Raw genomic sequence first — 20246 nt, 5'->3', positions numbered from 1 at the left:
AGACTATGAGTAAACTAGAACAGACTTGGTTTAACGATTGCTACAAATCGTTGATAGACAGCCCTCTTTCGCATTGGCTGCAAACCCTTCCAGCTCAAATGGACGACTGGCAGCGAAACGCAAAGCACGGCGAATTTGATAAATGGTGCCGGATGCTTGGAAAACTGCCATCGACCTCTCCAAGCCATGTTGACCTTTCATCGAGCGTTTCGATAGGCACAAAAGACGACGTTGACGAATATACGCAAAAGCAAATAGAAGGTTTGCTAAAACAATTTATGCCATGGCGTAAGGGCCCTTTCCACCTGCATGGCATTCACATAGATACCGAGTGGCGTTCAGACTGGAAATGGGACCGTGTAGCGCCTCACATTACCTCTTTAGAAGGCCGAAACGTTTTAGACGTAGGTTGTGGTAGTGGCTATCACATGTGGCGTATGCTTGGTGAAGGGGCCGAAAAAGTAGTGGGTATAGATCCTACTCAATTGTTTCTTATCCAGTTTCACGCCATTAAGCAATTTATCAGTAATTCCACAACACCCTGTGACAACATCCACTTTTTGCCATTGGGCATTGAAGAGATGCAGCCATTGAAAGCCTTTGACACTGTATTTTCAATGGGTGTGCTTTATCATCGCAAAGATCCTATTGCCTTTCTACAGCAGCTTAAAGATCAGCTAAGGAAAGGTGGAGAGTTAATACTTGAGACCCTTGTTGTTGATGGTGACGAAAACACTGTACTAATGGCCGGTGAGCGCTATGCGCAAATGCGAAATGTTTGGTTTTTACCCAGTACCGCCGCTCTTTCTGTATGGCTAGGGCGCCTGGGATTTGAAAATATCCGCGTTGTGGATGTTAACCACACTACCCTAGACGAACAACGTGCAACGTCATGGATGGAATCACAATCTTTGAAAGATTTTCTCGATCAAGAAGATATTACTCGCACCATTGAAGGTTATCCTGCACCACAACGGGCCGTAATCGTAGCAAATAAGAAGTAACTCTTCGGGTGCCTACCAAGTTACCCGATTGGCACAAATGTTGTTATCTTAATCAAGAAGAACGTGCGAATTCTGCATTGATTAAGGTGACAACATGGATATACATAGCTTTTTAACGACGCACCAATTGCCAAGTAGCTATGCAGAAACTGCACAAAAATGGTTCACACCATTATGTAAGCAGCTGCTAAAGCACCAAGAAGGTGCAACAAAACCCTTTATTGTTGGTATAAATGGAAGTCAGGGCTCAGGTAAATCTACTCTGACCAGTTTTATCGAATCTTTCCTCTCATCAGTACATAATAAACAAGTTGTTTCACTGTCTATTGATGACTTTTACTACGACCAATCTCAGCGAAACGCGCTAGCAATTAAAGTGCATCCGCTACTCGCAACACGCGGTGTACCGGGTACACATGACGTAACTTTAGCTTTAAATACGCTTCGTAGTTTAGCCAAGGGAACGCGAACATCCCTACCTCGTTTTAACAAGGCAACAGATAACCCATTCCCGCAAGAGCAGTGGCCTGTCATAGAATCTTCACCTGATTTCATCATACTAGAAGGATGGTGTGTAGGTGCGCCTCCTCAGGCGTCGAACGAATTAAAACGACCCGTGAATCACCTTGAAGAAGTTGAAGATCCACTAAGCATTTGGCGTTCGTTCGTTAATACTGAATTAGCGGGTGATTACCAAACACTCTTCGATAAAATTGACTATCGCATCATGCTTAAAGCACCCAGTTTCGATTGTGTTTATCAATGGCGGTTAGAACAAGAACACAAACTTGCCCAAAAAGCTTCCATTGATAGCGACGGCGTCATGTCTGATGAAGAAGTGGCAAACTTTGTGCAACACTATCAGCGCATCACTGAACACGCATTAGCGCATTTGCCTGAAAAGTGCGATACCGTGTTTTATCTTGATGAAACAAGAACGATAACTAAACAGGACGTAAAACGATGACGAAAACGCTTGTTTTCACCGATATGGACGGCACGCTGTTAGACCACCATACCTACTCTTTTGAGGCGGCGAAACCGGCTTTAACGGCATTAGAAGCACAAGACATTCCCGTTATTCCCACCACCAGTAAAACCTTTGCTGAATTACAGCCATTACGTGAACGAATTGGCTTAAATGGGCCGTTTATTATTGAAAATGGTGCTGCTATTTTCATCCCCCATGGCTTTTTTAAACAAAAGCCTAGTGGCACGGTTTGGATAGATGGCTATTGGTGTAAAGCGTTTATATCCAATAAAAATTACTGGATTAAATTATTGGAAAAAATTGGCAGCGAATTTGAGGGAAAATACAAGCAATTCTCAAAAATGTCGAACGCAGAAATTCAAGAATGTACAGGCCTAGACGAGCGTTCTGCATCACTTGCAGCTAAGCGTCAGTTCGGCGAACCCGTTTTATGGTTGGGCAGTGACGAAGAGAAACAGCGATTTTTAAAGGTTGTAAAAGATCGCGGTGCCTTTCCACTAGAGGGCGGCCGTTTTATTCATATTTCAGGTAATTGCGATAAAGGCCAAGCGCTAAAATGGCTGGCTAGTGAATATCAAAAGCAACATACCACTAAAGTAAAGACTATTGCCCTTGGCGATGGTAAAAATGATGTTGCAATGCTTGAAGCAGCGCACGTCCCAATTCGCATTTTATCACCGGTAAATCCTCCGCCAGCTGTAAAAAAAGAAGAGGTCTATACCAGCACCCTAACCGGCCCTGAAGGCTGGAACGAAATGCTTACCCAATTATTATCCCTATGATCAGGAGGACACATGGCTGATTTTTATCAAAATGGTGTGGTTACTACGTTACATAACTTGGCTCGTCGTCCTACCGAAGAGTTAGAAACAGAGCTATTACAGTTTGCACAAAAGCGCCCTATGGCACTTATTCTTCCTTCGCTGTTTTCAGAACTAGAAGGTGATGCACTTCCGCATATTGTCAACGAACTCACTGGCGTTCCCTATTTATCAGAAATTGTTATTGGCTTAGACCGAGCCAATGAAGAACAGTACAAACACGCGCTCAAGTTCTTTGGAAAGCTACCTCAGCATCACAGAGTACTTTGGAACGATGGTCCGCGTCTTAAAGCGCTTGACGAAGAACTTCAAGCACAAGGTCTAGCACCTAAAGAGTTAGGTAAAGGCCGTAATGTTTGGTACTGCATGGGCTATGTATTAGCCTCTAACAGAGCAGAATCTGTAGCATTACACGATTGCGACATTGTTACTTACAACAAAGACTTGCTTGCCAAGCTTATTTACCCTGTCGCTAACCCTATGTTCAACTATGAATTTTGTAAGGGGTATTACGCACGTGTAGCGAACGGCAAAATTAATGGTCGTGTTTCACGTCTTCTGGTTACTCCCCTACTTCGCGCACTAAAACGCATTATGGGTGATAACGAGTACCTAGAGTTTATGGACAGCTTCCGCTACCCACTTGCAGGCGAATTTTCGTTTAGAAGAGATGTATTAAACGATATTCGTATACCAAGTGACTGGGGCTTAGAGATTGGCGTGTTGTCGGAAATGCACCGCAACTATTCACACAATCGTCTGTGCCAAGCAGATATATGCGATATTTATGACCATAAACACCAAGACCTTTCGCTTAATAATGACCAAGGCGGTCTGTCTAAAATGTCTATCGACATTACAAAGGCAATTTTCAGAAAGCTCGCTACGCAAGGCTACACATTTAGCAATGAAATGTTCCGTTCGATTAAAGCGACCTATTTCAGAATTGCGCTAGACTTTATAGAAACTTATCACAATGACGCGGTAATGAATGGACTGAACTTAGACATTCATAGCGAAGAAAAAGCGGTAGAAATGTTCGCCAGCAATATTATGAAAGCGGGGCAAAATTTCTTAGAAAACCCGATGGAAACACCGTTTATACCAAGCTGGAACCGCGTAACCAGTGCGGTGCCAGATATTTTAGAACGATTATTAGAAGCGGTTGAAGCCGATACTGCAGAATATATGGAGTAAGTAATATGGCATGGGATCATCTCCATGACAAAGTAAAGCACCATTTAGAAAGCATTTATGCTGATGTAGCGCTAGACGTCTCTTATGAGACGCTAGCGACTGAACTAATGAATACAATAGGCATTCAGCAGCAAACGGACATTGCGTCACCTAAGTCACATCACAATTATTGGGATGAGGACGACATCGTCATGATTACCTATGGTGATAGCGTTATTGACGACGACGAGCGCCCGCTGGTTACATTGAACAAGTTTCTGCATCGCTACTGTAAGAATACGGTGAACAATGTGCATATCTTGCCATTTTTTCCGTACAGTTCAGACGATGGGTTCTCGGTTATCGATTATTCCACCGTGAACGAATCTTTAGGCTCGTGGGACGATATTGAAGCCATAGCCGCTGATTACGGACTGATGACAGATTTAGTAATCAATCATTGTTCTGCAAGAAGCGTGTGGTTCGATAACTTTATCAAAGGTGAAGGTCCGGGATCTGACTTTTTCTTCACCGCCGACCCGAGCGATGACTTATCTATGGTGACGCGCCCTCGCGTGTCGCCATTACTTCGCGAAACGGAAACTGCGAACGGTACTAAACACGTTTGGTGTACCTTTAGTCATGACCAAGTTGACTTTGACTTTAGAAACCCGAAGGTACTGTTGGCCTTTATTGATATTATTAAGCTTTACATCGACAAAGGCGCAAAGATTTTCCGTTTGGATGCCGTTGCGTTTCTTTGGAAAATTGTAGGTACAAACTGTATCAACTTATTCCAAACCCACGAGGTTATTCGCTTAATAAGAACCCTTATTGAGCATGTAGACCCATCCATCATAATCATTACCGAGACCAATATTCCTAACAGGGAAAATTTGACGTATTTTGGTAATGCAAACGAAGCTCACGCTATTTACAACTTTTCACTTCCCCCGTTACTTGTAAACACCCTAGTGACGGGTGATTGCTCGTACTTGAAAAGCTGGATGATGAGTATGCCGCCGGCGCAAAACGGCACGGCTTATTTCAACTTTATTGCATCCCACGATGGCATTGGACTTCGCCCAGCAGAAGGCTTGCTTTCTGAAGAAGAAATATCTGACTTAGTGCATGCCATGCAGCATTTTGGTGGAAAAGTATCGTGGCGCGCATCTGAGCACGGGCAACAAAAGCCTTATGAAATAAATATAACGCTATTCGACGCTCTGCAAGGTACTATAAAAGGTCCGGACAAATATCAGGTTGACCGCTTTATCTGCGCCCACGCTATAATGTTAGGAATGGAAGGCATACCCGGTATTTACATCCACAGTTTACTTGGTACATCTAACGATTATGAGAAGGTTGCTAATACCGGCCAAAATCGCTCTATAAATAGAAAGCGCTGGGACTTTAGCGAATTAGAGGCCTTGTTAGACTCGCCTTTCTCTCAACACCATAAAGTACTAACGCGAATCTCGCAGCTTATACGCATACGTAAAGCACAGCCTGCATTCCACCCCAACGCCACGCAGTTTACGCTACAATTAAACAATCAACTGTTTGGCTATTGGCGTCAAAGCCTGGACAGAAAACAAAGTATTTTCTGTATTAGTAATATTTCAGATGAAGAACAAACTATTCTACTGTCTGACATTAACCTTATCGGTACCGATAACTGGATTGACCTTATCACCCGTGATGAAATAGCACTATCCAGCGGTTTCTTACAAATGAAGCCTTATCAAGTACTTTGGATCAGCAACCAAGATTTTGAGTAAATAGTTTACAAAATTTAGGTGGCTAATAAATCTACCGCGGTACGGAAACTGCGGTGTTATGATTATCACATTCGTTAGTTAATCAAGTTTGTAATGCAAGAAATTAATACCTTTCTTTTCGACTTAGACGGAACGCTGGTCGATTCCGTGCCAGATTTGGCTACTGCCCTTAATAAGATGCTAAGTGATTATCAACTGCCAACTTATGACGAGCACGTTATACGACACTGGGTGGGAAATGGCGCCCGGGTTTTAGTGGAACGCGGGTTAAGTGGAGATACGAAAATAAACCACAACCTTGAGCAATTGGAAGTTGATACTGCGTTAGAAAAATTTCTTTTCTATTATCGAACGTTAGAAACTAAAAGTACTGTGCTTTACGATGGTGTTTTTGACACGCTACATGCGTTAAAACAGCGTGGTTATACGCTAGTATTGATAACTAACAAGCCTTCAGAGTTTATTGCGCCTATCTTGTCTTCGTTCTCGTTGTTGTCTCTGTTTTCACTTACTATCGGCGGTGACAGTTTACCGCAGAAAAAGCCATCAGCCCTGCCTCTCTTAAACGCCTGTGAACAGCTTAACATTTCACCTTCACGGTGTGTAATGGTAGGCGATTCCAAGAATGATATTCTTGCTGCAAAGGCCGCCAACATAAAAAGTATTGGCCTTACCTATGGCTACAATTACGGCGAAAGTATTTCTACCTATCAACCTGACTGGGTGTTCGACAGCTTTAGTGAAATCCTGACACTGCATCAATAAAACTCTATAGATGTCACTTGGGTAGAATTCGTGACTGCGCTTTACACGCATTGCTAGCTACTTTCTTTTATTTCACGCTTTAACCTTTGGTATAAGGATGTTTTTTCTGTAATATCCGCCTGTTAAATAATTAATTGGAGTTGTTGGTATGTCATCTAAATGGCTTTCACTTGAAGAAGCCCTTACTAAAGCGCTTAACGCTGCAGAAACGATAAGCGACATTGAACATGTGAGTATTTTTGACGCCAACAACCGCATCTTAGCAGAAGATGTTATCGCTCATATTGATGTTCCACCTTGGGACAACTCGGCGATGGACGGCTACGCCGTTAACGTTGAAGACCTTTCTAATGGTGCTGAGCTTGAAGTTCAAGGTGTTATTACCGCAGGTATGAGCGCTGACGAGCCGCTTGAAAATGGTAAAGCGTTTAAAATCATGACCGGCGCGCCCATTCCGGATAATGCCAATGCCGTCGTGATGGTAGAAAATACTGAAACCCGCGACAAGGCTGTAGTCATAAACAAAGTTCCTTCTGCGAAAGAGAATATTCGCAAGAAAGCCAATGACATTGCCTGTGGCGATACGCTAATTAGTAAAGGCACCCGCCTTCACGCCGAGCATCTTATGTTGCTTTCCTCTCAAGGAAAAAGCACCGTAGCAGTTTACCGAAAGCTTCGCGTTGGTGTGGTAGCAACCGGCTCTGAACTTGCCGCCCCTGGTGACGCCCTTAAACCAACACAAATTTTCGAGTCGAACCGCGTTGGCGTGAGCAGTATATTACGCAATGAAAACGTAGAACTTGTAGATTTCGGTATTGTGGAAGATGACGAAGCTTCCTTACGTACGCTATTTATTGAAGCAAGCGAGCGTGTAGACGTGATGGTAAGTAGCGGTGGTGTTTCAGTTGGTGACGCAGACTACGTAAAAGATATCATCGCTGAACTAGGCACTATCGATTTTTGGAAAGTCGCGGTTAAACCGGGCAAACCTTTCGCTTTAGGCAAAATTAATAACACCTTGTTTTGTGGTTTACCGGGCAACCCTGTATCTTCATTTGTCACCGCCAAGTTATTGGTTGTGCCCGTTATCAAGAAAATGCAAGGCCAAGCACAAAGCTACGAGCCGTTTTTTGTGAACGCGACTATTACCACATCGCTAAAGCGCCGTGCGGGTCGACGAGATTTCCAACGTGCAACTATGGTGAGAAACAACCAAGGAGAATGGGAAGTCACGCCGTTTAAATCACAAAGTTCTGGCGTGATGACGTCAATCACCTCTGCCAACTGCCTTATGGTAGTGCATGAGGATATAAGTGAGTTAAACATTGGCGACACTGTTCCCGTTATGCCGCTTCATTTTTAAAATGGCTGTAGTTTAAACGCTTTACGTTAGATCACTTTTTTCGCGATTCGGTTTTGCTTCTGTATTTACCAAGAAACAATTATCAAAGCACTACGCGAAACAATTAGCCATTATCCTCGCCGCTCTTGGCGACTTATATAGAGACACATTACCGTGAATAAGAAACGCTTTCTTGTAGAAGGAAGAGATATTTTAAAACTAGCCTGGCCATTGCTAGTTGCGCAAATTACACAGATGCTAATGGGCGTAAGCGATACCATTATGGCGGGGCGTTATAGCGCTACGGACATGGCAGCAGTGGCCCTAGGGTTTAGCATAACCGTACCACTTTTGTGCTTTATACAAGGTATAGCCCTTGCGCTTCCCCCTATTATTTCGCGGTTACAAGGCAACAAAAGTATTAGCAGCATTGCTGATGCCAGTCAGCAAGCCGGCTACCTGATCTTCTTCGTGGGATTGGTAATAGCAGGGTTAATTCCCTTCACTGAAAATATGGTAGCGCTTTTTCCTATGGCGCCTGAACTGCACAGCATCACGGTAGACTATGTGCTTTACGTTCTATTTGCCATGCCAGGTTTTGCTTTGTACCAATGGCTTAGAAACTATTGTGAAGGCTTAGGTAAAACCAAGCCGACTATGATCATTACCGTAATTGGCTTGATGGCTAATATTGTTGGAAACTACCTATTTATTTACGGTGTTGGCCCACTGCCTGCCATGGGCGGCGCCGGTTGTGGTATTGCTACTTGCATTGTTATTTACACTATGCTGATTGCAACCTTTGTCTATGTGCGCTTTGCCCCTGCCCTGCAAAAATACAATTTGTTCAGCCAGCTGTACAAGCCAAACATGGTAACCATAAACCGAACCTTTAAGATGGGTTTACCCATCGCCATGACGATTTTGTTCGAAGTAACGCTGTTTTCGCTAGTTGCATTGTTATTAGCACCATTTGGCGCTACCACGGTAGCGGCCCACCAAGTAGCCCTGAATTTCTCGGCGCTTATGTTTATGTTTCCCATGAGTATTGGGATGGCTGCCGCGATCCGTATTGGGTATCGCATTGGGCAAAGAAATCAGCGTCAGGCCAAAATAGCAGCCCGTACCGCTATTCTTATCGGCTTTTTCACCTCTGCGTGTACAGCGAGCTTCACTCTGTTGGCTAAAGGTTTCATTATTGGGCTATACACCAGCGACCATGCAGTTTACACGTTAGCTAATGCGCTACTTATATACGCTGCACTGTTTCAGCTGTCAGACGCTGTTCAGGTTATCTCTGCCAATGCATTACGCGGATACAAAGACACTACGGCGATGTTTATCATTACCTTTGTGTCGTACTGGTTAATAGGTCTCCCTACGGGTGTAGTTTTAGGAAGAACAGACTGGGTCACGGCTGAGCCGATGGCGGCAGCGGGGTTCTGGATAGGATTCATCGTAGGCTTAAGTGCAGCAGCCGTGATGCTTGGAGCGCGACTTCTTTATATTCAAAGGCCAAGTGCAGCTCATCGCTTAGCGAATGCTTAAATAGAATTGTTAGCGAAGACTGCCTAAAACGCGATAGAAAAAGGGCTAATTTCGCTGTTTAAGTTTTTCCCAATCTTGCGGGGTGTCTATATCAAATTGTGCATTGGGTATAGACACAGCCTTTACTTTCCCTAACTTCGCATACTTTTTAATAATTGGCTTAGCGCCAGTATCTCCCTGTAGCGCTAATAATTCGCTAAACATTGCCTCTGGGAAAATGGCAGGCACTGTCAACCGACTATTATGCTCCCCGTACTTATCCCCATGCTTCTGCCACTCACTACACACTATATGGTTTGGATAAGCTTTAGAATCATCAATAAGGCGGATAAGGTCCTGAGTATTCAGGCTTGGTAAGTCAGCAAGGGTAAAAAGAACATGTGAAGGATTGGTGCTAGAAGATGCTCCTTCAGGTAACGACGATGTTTGTAGAGGTGGTTTTGGAAGCGAAGCTGGTGAAAGCGACGTTTTACGTTGTAATGCCGGGCGTAGTAAATGTGAAAGCCCGCTGCGAATGCTTGACGCTATCCCCTCTTCCCACTGCTTATTGTTTATCACCTCAATATGCGATACAGGTAGACCAGAAAAAGCTTCAGCTAACTGCGAACTCACGCTGTCGTGCCATTTGCCTGTAACAACCGTAACTGGATGTTTACTGATCGACACTATTTTATCGCGAGCGTGAGTAACCTCGTTAGCACTGTGCTCAACAAGCGGCAATTTTGTAATCGGATGCTCTGATAAGAGTTTGTTGCCGTTATAGCGGGAACTTTGCCCGCCAGCAAGTAAAACGAAAGCTAAGCGATAAACATCCGAACTCAATGTAACACCTTTTAGTCAACGCGCTTTATCAAGACAAACGCAAAATCATTAACGTCGCAATCTGACCCGATTGTAGTTAGCAAAGCAAGAGCCAGCGCTGTATTCGCGTGTGCAAAAAAGCCTTTTTCCCTTAAATGACTCAACGGCTTCTGCTAAGCCCTTTTATCGCTTCCGTTAACCCTTCAAGAGTAAGCCCGTACATTCTGTCTTCCATTATTTCGCGGATAATTTTAATAGACGAATAATACGGCCAATAATTCTCAGCTTGCGGATTAAGCCACACAGCATTGTTAAAGTGGTTCAGCAAACGTTGCATCCATACACTACCTGGCTCTTCATTCCAATGCTCTACACTGCCCCCTGGGTAGGTAATTTCATACGGCCCCATGGTTGCATCACCTACAAAAATAACTTTATAGTCTTTCCCGTAGCGGTGAATGATATCCCAAATAGGAATGCGCTCTTTATTGCGACGAAGGTTATCTTTCCACACTTCTTCATACACGCAGTTGTGAAAGTAAAAGTACTCAAGGTACTTAAACTCGGTCTGCACTGCTGAAAAAAGCTCTTGGGTGCTCTTAACGTGAGGGTCCATAGAGCCCCCCACATCAAAAAACATCAATACCTTTACCGCATTATGACGTTCTGGCGCCATATGAATATCTAGCAAGCCACCTTTCTTTGCGGTTTCGCCTATCGTCGTAGGCACATCTAGGTGCTCGCTGGCCCCCGTGCGAGCAAATTTGCGCAGCTTTCTTAGCGCCACTTTAATGTTACGCGTACCCAGCTCAACATCTGAACTTAAGTTTTTGAACTCGCGCTTATCCCACACTTTAGCCGCTGAGAACTTTCTATTCCCTTTTTGCCCAATTCGCACGCCCTCTGGATTGTCGCCATAAGCGCCAAAGGGCGAGGTGCCGCCCGTGCCAACCCATTTGTTTCCACCCTGGTGGCGCTTTTCTTGTTCTTCTAAGCGCTTCTTCAAGGTTTCCATCAGTTCATCGAGGCCGCCCGCTTTACGCAGTGCCTCGCGCTCTTCAGGGCTTAGATTTTTTTCAATTTCCTTGCGAAGCCATTCTTCAGGAATGTCTTTACCGAACAAGTCGATAGACTCTACCCCTTCGAAATACTCAGCAAACGCCCTATCGAACTTATCGTACTGGGTTTCGTCTTTCACCATAATGGTACGAGACAAGCTGTAGAAAGCTTCGATGTCGGCGTACACCACGTGATGCTCTAACGCTTTAAGCAAATCAAGCAACTCGCGCAACGTGGTTTTGACCTGATATTTTCGCAGCGTATAAAAAAACTGAATAAGCATTAGCGACGCGCCATAAAGACCAATTTTTCAAACAAATGAATGTCTTGCTCATTTTTAAGCAATGCGCCGTATAATGGCGGTATTGCTGCTTTACCGTCTTTTGAATGCAGTGCCTCTGGTGGAATATCTTCAGCAACTAAAAGCTTAAGCCAGTCGATAAGTTCAGACGTCGAAGGCTTTTTCTTAAGCCCTGGAACATCGCGAATTTCAAAGAATGCTTTCAGCGCTTCATCAAGCAGCTTTTTCTTTAGATCAGGAAAATGCACATTGACGATTTCTTGCATTTCATCTGGGTTCGGAAACTGAATGTAGTGGAAGAAGCAGCGGCGCAAGAAAGCATCAGGTAGTTCTTTTTCGTTGTTAGACGTAATAATAACAATAGGACGCTGCTTTGCTACTACGCGTTCTTGTGTTTCGTATACGAAGAACTCCATCTTATCGAGTTCTAGCAGCAGGTCGTTGGGGAACTCAATGTCTGCTTTGTCGATTTCGTCAATCAACAGCACTGGCCGTTTTTCTGCGCTAAATGCTTCCCACAACTTACCTTTTACTATGTAGTTGCTTATATCGTGAACGCGATCGTCGCCAAGTTGAGAGTCGCGAAGCCGTGATACTGCATCATATTCGTACAAACCCTGTTGCGCTTTGGTGGTTGATTTAATGTGCCACTGAATTAATTCTGTACCTAAACTCTCTGCCAACTCTTCAGCCAGCATAGTTTTACCGGTACCTGGCTCGCCCTTAATTAGAAGCGGACGCTCTAGCGTGTTGGCAGCGTTAACCGCCAGCTGTAAGTCTTTGGTTGCAATATAATTAGACGTGCCACTGAAAGCCATTATTGTTGTACTCCGTATAATTTTTCGTCTTTGCAATTTTAACTATAATATCAAGGCCTTCTCATGATTGCCCATAGATATAACATATAGCTAAAAAGCACTTTGCATTTTACTGATTGGGACCAATGATATAGGGGTATGACGAAATCCCCTAATTCAGGCTGTGAATTATTAACTATCACACGCGTTGAATTATTAACTACTAAAAAGGTCGTACAGATAACGACAGACGGGGTTTCCTATAAAATAAGGAACGAGGTAAGGATTTATAATGAACGTATTTGACGACAATTCCCTATCTATTGGCCGCACGCCACTAGTTAAGCTAAATCGCGTAACATCAGGTAATGTATACGCAAAAATTGAATCGCGTAACCCAAGCTTCAGCGTTAAGTGCCGTATTGGCGCTAACATGATTTGGGATGCTGAAAAACGCGGTGTCCTTACCGAAGGTAAAGAAATTGTAGAGCCTACCAGTGGTAACACAGGTATTGCTTTAGCGTTTGTTGCTGCCTCTCGTGGTTACAAGCTAACGCTAACCATGCCTAGCAGCATGAGTCTTGAGCGTCGTAAGCTTCTAAAAGCATTGGGCGCAAACCTTGTACTTACCGAAGCGCCTAAGGGCATGAAAGGTGCCGTTGCCGCTGCACAAGAAATTGTGGCATCAGATCCAGACAAATACGTATTGCTTCAACAATTCGACAACCCTGCTAACCCAGCTATTCACGAAAAAACGACGGGCCCAGAGATTTGGGAAGATACCGACGGTAAAGTTGATGCATTCGTAGCAGGTGTAGGTACGGGTGGTACTATAACGGGTGTAAGCCGCTACCTTAAGAACACAAAGGGTAAAGCGATCACTTCAATTGCTGTTGAGCCAACAGACTCACCAGTAATTACCCAAGCGCTTGCGGGTGAAGAACTAACCCCTGGCCCACACAAGATTCAGGGTATTGGCGCAGGTTTCATTCCAGGTAACCTGGACTTAGACCTAATTGACGAAGTTGAGCAAGTAACCAACGAAGAATGTATGGACATGGCGCGCAAGCTAATGACCGACGAGGGTATTCTTGCGGGTATTTCTTCTGGTGCTGCTGTTGTTGCCGCTAAGCGTTTTGCTGAACGCCCAGAAAATAAAGACAAAGTGGTTGTGGTACTTCTAGCAAGTGGTACAGAACGTTACCTAAGTAGCCCACTATTTGCTGGTGCATTCGACGAGCAAGAAGAAGTGCAATAACTGCCCTTCAATTTCAATAATGCTAAAACGAGGCCCGGTGCCTCGTTTTTTTATGCTTCAAATAAAACCTCTTTATAACAACAATTTGTAAGATGTTACCGTCACTTTGCTTTCATACAGGTTTTTGTGAATAATCCGCTTAGCAAACTTCTTGGCAGTCGTTACATTGACTTAGTTAAGATATGAAACTATCAATAAGAAACGCACCTCTTTATAATAAGGTAACCCAAATGAAAACGCGTATGTGGTACGCCCTACTAGGGCTTTTTACAGTTTTGATTTTATCGGCTTGTGGTGAGAAAAAAGAAGGAATTGGGCGGTATGGCATGCTTGACGAAAGCACACCTGAATATACCACAGTTATGTTCCTAAAAAGTGTTTACGAAGACGATAATCTTGATACAGCAATACGTCTATCCAGTGAAAAAATGTCGCGCATACTAACGCGATACCACACCAATAGTAACGTTCAACGACATCTGCTTAATTTAATGTACGACACTGTGACCGTAACCCCGCAAAGTGCAGGTAAGATTGGCAGAAACGAATTTTCAGAAAAGTCGACCATTACGGTGTTTTTAAGCGGGAACTACAATGGCGACAAGGTAGAAGACCTTCGAAGCCTTGATTTGATTAAAGAAGATGGTGAATGGAAGGTAAACAAAATTCACCCCGATGCTTACTTATAACAAGTAAAGCAGGTACTGTTTTTATATACAGCCCTTGCCAATTTTACGATAAGTAAAAATAAAAAGGATGTTTTCCGGCTTTTGAGCTCGGATACATTTATTTTTGGTTTAATGTGTTGTTTTAAGGTGATAATTTAAAACAACACAAAACTGATATACGGATATTTTCCACTTTGCATAAAGGATTTTTTCCGTACACTAAATTGTTATATGCCATTATGAATCAGCATTTTGAAAACGGCCTTTCAAAGGAAGTTCACCCGTTAGTTAAAGTGACAGTGTCTATTGTTTTATGTGCACTTGGTTGTCTGTGTTCGATTCTATGGATCATCACTAATAACCCTATATTAGGGCTCGTCGGCCTGCTATCCGGCATACCGTGCATCATCATGGGAGTTGCGCTGTTATTAGGTCGGGTAAAACAAACTAAGTTATCTCCTAATGGCTTAAGAGTATTCGGGCTTATTCTATTTATTGGTGGCGCAATCGGTATTTATAAGCATCAACCATATGCTTCTATACTTATTGTACTTGCCATAAGCTGTTTTAAAATCGCAAAGCAACCAGCGAGTGTAAATGGCATATAACAAAAAAATTAAGTCACTCACTGCGTTCGCTGGGACGCATACATGCGGGGCGGCTTCGCCATTATGCCCCACATGCCTGCGCCCCTTATTTAAAAGTTAGGCCTCAGTTAACTATGTCAGATTTAAAGCCAGATTATTCAAGTTACTCAGTAGCCGAACTTAATGAAGCAAAAGAGTCAGTTGATAAACTCCAATTTCCTGAAAGATTTGCTGAAATACAATCAGAACTAGCTGAAAGAGGTGTAGGTAATCCCGAAGCTACAAACGTACAAAGATCAGCAGAAAACCCAGTGAAAAAGGTGCCTAATATTTTAACGAAGACAGACTCCAAAATTATTCATTTTATAATTCGAGTTTGGTGCATCATTTTGTTTTATCTGCCTGCCTCCGACCTCCATGAAGTATTTATGGAAGGGACAACTTACGCAAGGCGCTTGGGTACTATTAGTTACGATAGTAATCCCATTTCTTTTAGTATTGAAGTTGCTAAAAGTATAGTATTAGCCGGATTGCTTATATTTGCCTTTATCAAAAATCCACTAGCATTGGGTAAAAAAGGTGAGCCAAAGGCCTAACAAACAACTGTTGGCACTCACTACGTTCGCTGGGACACAAACACATGGGCTACGTCACTTCGTTCCTAATTATAGCCCATGTATTTGTGCCCCAAAGTTGGGCATTATGTTGCAATAAACATTGGAGGTTTGAAAAGTTGAATTCGAGAGTGCTTGCATGTTTTCTTATGCTCTTCCTTTCATCGGCCCAAGGAACAGAAGAGTATGTTTGGGATACACTAGCGTCACTAGATAAAGGTGCGATTGAAAAGAGATCAATCTCCTTTGTATTAGAGAAAATGCCTCATCTAAAAGGTGTTGAAATTAAGCTCGTACAAATAAATGCTCAATATCATAAGAATGGCCCAACTCTCAGTTCCTTGTTTATTCATGCGAACTCTTTTAAGCCAATTTCAGAGAACAAAACTCTTGGCTTTCAGGATCTAAGCTACGGCATAAGCCATTTTGCAGAGTTTGTTAGGGTGAATTTTTCAACTGCCGGCGTACCTGAAAATATCAGTTTTAACGAATCTCTTCTCGGGCAAAATGAAGAGGAGTCACTAGAAAGGTTCAATGAGCTATATAACTTCTATTAGCCTCAATGTCTGGCAACATAACAAAAAAATTAAGCCACTCACTTCGTTCGCTGGGACGCATACATGCGGGGCGGCTTCGCCATTATGCCCCACATGCCTGCGCCCCTTATTTAAAAGTTAGGCGTCATTTACTTACAGTATAAAAAAGTGGCTTCAGCCGTGACATTCCCGCATCAAGGCTGTTCTGCTAGGTTGTCCTTACGGCTTGCTTTTTTGGTAGTATCAACGGCTTTAGCAACGCGCTTTTCATTAACACCGCAACGCCAACATTTAACATCACCGGTCTTTTAAACTCGCTCTTTTATCCAGCATTGCCGTTAACCTCTGGCATTTCGCACAGGGTTGTTTTATCTTAAATTCAATAATTTAAATAAGTGGCCGTATCGGCTAGTGGTGGCAGCAAAGCTGCGTATGTTCCTTTGTACGCCTAACAAAACGCTGTTGGCACTCCCTTCGGTCGCTGGGACGCTAACACGTGGGCTGACTCACTTCGTTCGGATTTTAGCCCACGTGCTAGCGCCCCAAAGCTTTGCGTTATGTACCATGAGTGAAACCAAAACTATAATCGTTTTATTAGCTGTACTTCTAGTTCATTTTGTTTTTGCAGTTATTGTTGCATCACAGATATCCAAGATGGTTTCGAAACTTCAGAAAATTAAAAATAATAGGTACGCATCAAAGAAAATAAATGAATTAGAACGCTATAAAGTATTCGCTTTGTTCGCTCCAATTTTTGGCCCAATAGTGGCGTATGGAATACTTAAAGGAATTAAGCCCGGTGTTTCAGAGAAAGGTTATATGGCAAATAATCCAAATTCACCTAATGTAAATTCAGAAGGAGATTGAGGCTTGGCACATAACAAAAAAATTAAGTACGCCCGCTGCGCGGGCTGGGACGCATACATGCGGGGCGGCTTCGCCATTATGCCCCACATGCCTGCGCCCCTTATTTTAAAGTTAGCTATTTTAGTGAACATGCTATTTTCAATCGCTATTTTTTTACTCTATTTGTCACCAATAGCCTTTGTATTCCTATACTCTAAATATGAATATCAGCATTCATTAGCGGACAGTTTTAAAAGGTGGAGAAATTCCAAAATAATTGGCATTGTAGTCTTCGCTGTGTTGACTTTTTTCATAGTTACTACTGAAGGTACAAGCTGGAGATTATCAACTTATTGGTATTTGCTATGGGAACCGGGTTTAAGTATAAGCCTCATCGTATTCTCCAAGCCTGCCAGTGAGATCATAGAAGGCTTCTCTTCACTAGATTATTTCGGCGAGGACTTTGGACATATTCTAGGGTGGTTCGGTCTGTTATATGTATCATATGTACTTGGGGTTGAAGTTTTAAGGCATAGCTAACAACCCAATCAACACTCTCACTGCGTTCGCTGGGACGCATACACGTGGGGCGGCTTCGCCATTATGCCCCACATGTCTGCGCCCGTTATTGGAAAGTTATGTTCTTCAAGGATAATTTGATGAATAAGCTCTTTATATCGCTGTTACCTTTACTATTATTAATTACTTCCACGCCAGTTAAGGCTGCTCAAGATATCGCAGAATTGGAAAAATTAGCTAGTACCTCAGATAAGCTTGCAAGCATAGCTAAGGAATGTAAAACATCGGAGGACACTTCTTCCTCTTCCTGCAGAGAATTTATTAAGGAATTTAACAAAGGGAACGTTAATATGCAGATTAAACTCTTTAGTAAAAATCTTAGGCAAAATTTTTCTTTAGACAAAGATTTAGCATTAAAAACATTAACGTCTATAGGCGTTATTTCAGAAGCATTAACGTTTGTTTTTGAAGAAAAAACAAAGGAAGTAAAAGGGCGAACATAACAAAAAAATCAAGTCACCCGCTTCGCGGCCTGGGACGCAAATATGTGGGCTGACTCGCTCCGCTCGGATTTTAGCCCACATATCTGCGCCCCTTATTTAAAAGTTATAAGGCGTCAGCCTAAACTGCGTTTGGCTTTATAAAAATCCCAGTAAAACTACCCTCACCTGTTTTCATTAGCATCGCTATGGCTTGTGGTAGGTTTATATCCGCCGCTTTCAATTCAAAGGTGGTGTAATAGGCGCTTTACCTTCTAGTTCTTATTTTCAGCCAGCAAGCGCCATTACACTTGGTAGCTCAGATGGCAGCTAGCTTCTGTCAAATCAAAAACATCACTGCACAGTCGTTTTTCTTGTCTGCGTTAACAATCAATCGTATGCTGGCTTCAACAGTTTTTAAAAGACCAAAGGAACTGGCTTTGCTTATAACAAGGCGCTCAAGCCACTCCCTTCGGTCGCTCGGACGCATTTACGCGGGGCGGCTTCGCCATTATGCCCCACGCAACTGCGCCGCTTAGCTTAATGTTATAAGGCGTCAGCCTAAACTGCGTTTGGCTTAATAAAAAATTCAGCACAACTACCCTCACCTGTTTTCATTTGCATCGCTCTGGCTTGTGGTAGGGCTAAATCCGCCGCTTTCAACTCAAAGGTGGTGTAATAGGCGCTTTACCTTCAAGCTCTTATTTTAAATCAGCAAGCGCCATTACACTCGATAGCTCAAATAGCGGCTAGCTTCTGCCAAATCAAAACCTTCACTGCACCGTCGTTTTGCTTGTTTGTGTTAACAATCAATCGTATGCTGGCTTCAACAGTTTTTAAAAAGACCAAAGGAACTGGCTTTGCTTATAACAAGGCGCTTTAGACCACTCCCTTCGGTCGCTCGGACGCATTTACGCGGGGCGGCTTCGCCATGATGCCCCACGCAACTGCGCCGCTTAGCTTAATGTTAGCTATTTTGGTGAACATGCTATTTTCATTTGCTATTTTTTTACTCTATTTGTCGCCAATTGCCTTTGTATTCCTTTACTCAAAATATGAATATCAGCATTCATTAGCGACCAGTTTTAAAAGGTGGAGAAACTCCAAGATTATTGGCATTGTATTCTTCACTGTGTTGACCTTTTTCATAGCTACAACTGAAGGGACTAGCTGGAGATTATCAACTTATTGGTATTTGCTATGGGAACCAGGTTTAAGTATTAGTCTTATCGTGTTTTCCAAACCTGCCAGTGAAATCATTGAAGGCTTTTCGTCACTAGATAATTTCGGCGAGGACTTTGGGCATATTTTAGGGTGGTTCGGCCTTTTATCCGTATCATGTGTATTTGGGATTGAAATTTTAAGACATAGCTAACAAACGACTATGGCGTCAACCCTGATTTTAAGCTGCTTTTTCTTCCCACACGACACCATCTCTTACCATCGAATTGAGGATGATAATCATCTTCCTGACGCAGGCAATTATGGCGACTTTCTTAGGTTTGCCTGCCTCGACTAATCGGTTGTAAGTACGCTTAAAAACCGGATTACACTGCATCGCTGACATCATTGCCATGAACAGTACGGTGCGAACCTGACTACGCCCACCCTGGATAGCCTGCTTGCCTTTGTACCTACCACTTTCTTTGTTCATCGGTGCAACACCTACCAGGGCTGCGATTTCTTTGCTGTTGAGCAGTCCGAGCTCTGGCAGGTAACTAATCAGCGTCGCGGCTGATACTTTTCCTATTCCCGGCATGCTTTGCACAAGATCGCTTTTGGCTTTGTACTCTGGACAACTTTCTATCAGTTTGCCCAGTTCATCATCCATTTTTTCTATTTGCTTTTTGATAGTCAGGAGTACAGATTTAATACTAGACTGAGTAGCTTTCGGCATAATTTGAAGTCTGTTCTTCTCGCTGGTCTGTATGTCTAAAAGCTGGTTCCGTCGTGACACCAAATCTGCCATAAGCCGCATTGTTTCCGGCTTCAGAGATGATAGAGCAGGTTGTATGGCCTCACTGTAATGCGCGATAAGTTCAGCATCCAGCTTATCTGTTTTGGCTTTTCTGCCAATTGCGCCGGCGAAGCGTTTTACATGTATCGGGTTTACCATACTGAACGGTAAATTGGCTTTCGCACATGCTGTAATAAATGCGGCTTCGTAACGGCCGGTGGATTCAATCACAATGCGTTCAGGGCTTATTTTTTTCAGCCGTTTAATTGCTTCAGATATGCCTGTTTTATCGTTACTGACCTGAAAATATTCATGTGACGGACGAACATGGATGTCCAAGAATTGTTTGCCTGTGTCTACGCCAACGTTAATTCTTTGCGCTGCTGATTTATTCAT

General features: G+C 43.2%; 20 protein-coding genes. 16 read left to right on the top strand and 4 right to left on the bottom strand.

The genetic code is table 11. The features are described 5' to 3' along the window. Positions 1 to 5: 5 nt before the first annotated feature. The 8 genes from cmoB to ACXACS_RS10990 all read left to right on the top strand — a co-directional run bounded on the left by cmoB (position 6) and on the right by ACXACS_RS10990 (position 9428). Positions 6 to 1004 (top strand): tRNA 5-methoxyuridine(34)/uridine 5-oxyacetic acid(34) synthase CmoB, encoded by a 999-nt coding sequence (cmoB, locus tag ACXACS_RS11025; protein ID WP_474806541.1) that lies wholly within the window; start codon positions 6 to 8, stop codon positions 1002 to 1004. Between the two features lie 94 nt (positions 1005 to 1098). Next, positions 1099 to 1971, top strand: coding sequence for a kinase (locus ACXACS_RS11020; protein ID WP_474806539.1), 873 nt, complete (start codon positions 1099 to 1101; stop codon positions 1969 to 1971). Next, the gene (locus ACXACS_RS11015; RefSeq protein WP_474806537.1) at positions 1968 to 2777 is read left to right on the top strand and encodes an HAD-IIB family hydrolase; all 810 of its coding nucleotides are present in this window, start codon (positions 1968 to 1970) and stop codon (positions 2775 to 2777) included. Before ACXACS_RS11020 ends, ACXACS_RS11015 begins: the two co-directional genes overlap by 4 nt. A 12-nt stretch (positions 2778 to 2789) precedes the next feature. Then, on the top strand, positions 2790 to 4013 hold the full coding sequence (locus tag ACXACS_RS11010; RefSeq protein ID WP_474806535.1) for a glycosyltransferase family protein: 1224 nt from the start codon (positions 2790 to 2792) through the stop codon (positions 4011 to 4013). Between the two features lie 5 nt (positions 4014 to 4018). Next, a complete protein-coding gene (locus tag ACXACS_RS11005) occupies positions 4019 to 5773 on the top strand; it encodes a sugar phosphorylase (protein WP_474806533.1) in 1755 nt (584 codons plus the stop codon). Positions 5774 to 5866: 93 nt separating this feature from the next. Next, a complete protein-coding gene (locus ACXACS_RS11000) occupies positions 5867 to 6538 on the top strand; it encodes a phosphoglycolate phosphatase (protein WP_474806531.1) in 672 nt (223 codons plus the stop codon). 148 nt (positions 6539 to 6686) lie between these two features. Further along, the gene (gene moeA, locus ACXACS_RS10995; protein WP_474806529.1) at positions 6687 to 7901 is read left to right on the top strand and encodes a molybdopterin molybdotransferase MoeA; all 1215 of its coding nucleotides are present in this window, start codon (positions 6687 to 6689) and stop codon (positions 7899 to 7901) included. A gap of 153 nt (positions 7902 to 8054) precedes the next feature. Then, positions 8055 to 9428 carry an MATE family efflux transporter gene (locus ACXACS_RS10990; RefSeq protein ID WP_474806527.1) on the top strand — a complete coding sequence of 458 codons (1374 nt, stop codon included), beginning with the start codon at positions 8055 to 8057 and terminating at the stop codon, positions 9426 to 9428. 45 nt (positions 9429 to 9473) lie between these two features. Here ACXACS_RS10990 and ACXACS_RS10985 read toward each other — a convergent pair whose 3' ends face one another. The 3 genes from ACXACS_RS10985 to ACXACS_RS10975 form a co-directional block, all read right to left on the bottom strand. Further along, positions 9474 to 10250: a nucleotidyltransferase family protein gene (locus tag ACXACS_RS10985; RefSeq protein ID WP_474806525.1), complete on the bottom strand. Its 777-nt coding sequence runs from the start codon at positions 10248 to 10250 to the stop codon at positions 9474 to 9476. Between the two features lie 139 nt (positions 10251 to 10389). Continuing rightward, positions 10390 to 11571, bottom strand: a complete 1182-nt coding sequence (locus ACXACS_RS10980; protein ID WP_474806523.1) for a vWA domain-containing protein — start codon at positions 11569 to 11571, stop codon at positions 10390 to 10392. Beyond that, positions 11571 to 12407: an AAA family ATPase gene (locus ACXACS_RS10975; protein WP_474806521.1), complete on the bottom strand. Its 837-nt coding sequence runs from the start codon at positions 12405 to 12407 to the stop codon at positions 11571 to 11573. The genes ACXACS_RS10980 and ACXACS_RS10975 overlap by 1 nt, the downstream gene beginning before the upstream one ends. A gap of 271 nt (positions 12408 to 12678) precedes the next feature. Here ACXACS_RS10975 and cysK point away from each other — a divergent pair, with 271 nt between their 5' ends. From cysK to ACXACS_RS10935, 8 genes are all read left to right on the top strand, one after another. Beyond that, the gene (gene cysK / locus ACXACS_RS10970) at positions 12679 to 13644 is read left to right on the top strand and encodes a cysteine synthase A (RefSeq protein ID WP_014949690.1); all 966 of its coding nucleotides are present in this window, start codon (positions 12679 to 12681) and stop codon (positions 13642 to 13644) included. Between the two features lie 230 nt (positions 13645 to 13874). Then, the gene (locus tag ACXACS_RS10965) at positions 13875 to 14333 is read left to right on the top strand and encodes a nuclear transport factor 2 family protein (protein ID WP_474806519.1); all 459 of its coding nucleotides are present in this window, start codon (positions 13875 to 13877) and stop codon (positions 14331 to 14333) included. Between the two features lie 173 nt (positions 14334 to 14506). Further along, the gene (locus ACXACS_RS10960; protein WP_474806518.1) at positions 14507 to 14920 is read left to right on the top strand and encodes a hypothetical protein; all 414 of its coding nucleotides are present in this window, start codon (positions 14507 to 14509) and stop codon (positions 14918 to 14920) included. Between the two features lie 113 nt (positions 14921 to 15033). After that, the gene (locus tag ACXACS_RS10955; RefSeq protein ID WP_474806516.1) at positions 15034 to 15495 is read left to right on the top strand and encodes a hypothetical protein; all 462 of its coding nucleotides are present in this window, start codon (positions 15034 to 15036) and stop codon (positions 15493 to 15495) included. Between the two features lie 167 nt (positions 15496 to 15662). Then, complete coding sequence (locus ACXACS_RS10950) at positions 15663 to 16070, top strand: hypothetical protein (protein ID WP_474806514.1); 408 nt, start codon at positions 15663 to 15665, stop codon at positions 16068 to 16070. A gap of 543 nt (positions 16071 to 16613) precedes the next feature. Beyond that, a complete protein-coding gene (locus tag ACXACS_RS10945) occupies positions 16614 to 16916 on the top strand; it encodes a hypothetical protein (RefSeq protein WP_034325342.1) in 303 nt (100 codons plus the stop codon). Between the two features lie 638 nt (positions 16917 to 17554). After that, on the top strand, positions 17555 to 17917 hold the full coding sequence (locus ACXACS_RS10940) for a hypothetical protein (RefSeq protein WP_474806512.1): 363 nt from the start codon (positions 17555 to 17557) through the stop codon (positions 17915 to 17917). A gap of 907 nt (positions 17918 to 18824) precedes the next feature. Then, entirely contained in the window at positions 18825 to 19268 is a 444-nt protein-coding gene (locus tag ACXACS_RS10935; RefSeq protein ID WP_474806511.1) for a hypothetical protein, read from the top strand. Positions 19269 to 19295: 27 nt separating this feature from the next. On the opposite strand, the gene ACXACS_RS10930 is transcribed toward ACXACS_RS10935, so the two are convergent. Next, complete coding sequence (locus ACXACS_RS10930) at positions 19296 to 20246, bottom strand: IS110 family RNA-guided transposase (RefSeq protein ID WP_474806474.1); 951 nt, start codon at positions 20244 to 20246, stop codon at positions 19296 to 19298.

It is taken from the genome of Alteromonas sp. AWM4_230, assembly GCF_056158305.1.
Note: the sequence above shows the minus strand (reverse complement) of the source record. Positions and strands in the feature narration are given on the sequence as shown.